General features: G+C 56.5%; 1 protein-coding gene. It reads left to right on the forward strand.

All coding sequences use genetic code 11. The annotated features are described in order from the left end of the window. The first annotated feature begins 63 nt into the window (after window positions 1–63). Complete coding sequence (locus B3187_RS02075; protein ID WP_286804402.1) at window positions 64–774, forward strand: UbiA family prenyltransferase; 711 nt, start codon at window positions 64–66, stop codon at window positions 772–774. Window positions 775–825 lie beyond the last annotated feature (51 nt).

Raw genomic sequence — 825 nt, forward strand, 5'->3', positions numbered from 1 at the left:
AACGGTATCCCCCACGCACGGCCTCGCTGCCAACGTTAATCTATCTACCGATTTGAGAATGTTATGCCTTCTGTAAAAACCCTGTTAGCCCTGGGGCGGGTCAGTAACCTGCCGACGGTGTGGATGAACATCCTGACGACTGCCGTGTTGGTCAGTGCTACCGTTGGTGGTAGTTACACCATCGGTTTGTTGATCTTTGCCGTTTCCTGTTTTTATGCCGGTGGTATGACGCTGAACGATTATTGTGATCGGGATTGGGATACCCAGCATCAGCCCTATCGTCCCATTCCTTCGGGGCGGGTTCGACCGCGGCAGGTGTTGAGTATCGCGTTGGGGCTGTTTGCCACGGGGTTTGTGTTTCTGTTTTTTGCGCCGGACGATCGGGCGCCCTTGGCGGGGTTGGCTCTATTGTCGGTGATTGTTCTGTACGATGCGTTGCATAAGAAGCATTGGAGTACGGTGTTTCTGATGGCGTTGACCCGGCTTGGGGTTTACGCGGTGACCGCGATGGCCCTGGTGGGGGAGGTGCCCGCGCTGGTGTGGTTGGCGGGCGGTATTCAGACGGTTTATACCCTGGCGGTGACTGTGGTGGCTCGCTGGGAGAACAGTCGTCGAAACGGGTTTGGTTTTCCGGTGATTCCCTGGATGATTGCGAGCATGGGGATTATTGACGGGGTGTTTCTCGCGATTGTGGTGGGCCCCGTGTGGTTGGCGATTGGTGTGGCAGCCACGTTGTTGACCCGGTTGAGTCAACGGTATGTTCGAGGGGATTAGGGCGAGTTATTGGTGAGTTTGGGATTGGGGTGACGGCGGATGCGCCTTCGG

This window comes from Marinimicrobium sp. UBA4209, from assembly GCF_002381585.1.
Classification (GTDB): Bacteria; Pseudomonadota; Gammaproteobacteria; order Pseudomonadales; family Cellvibrionaceae; genus Marinimicrobium; species Marinimicrobium koreense.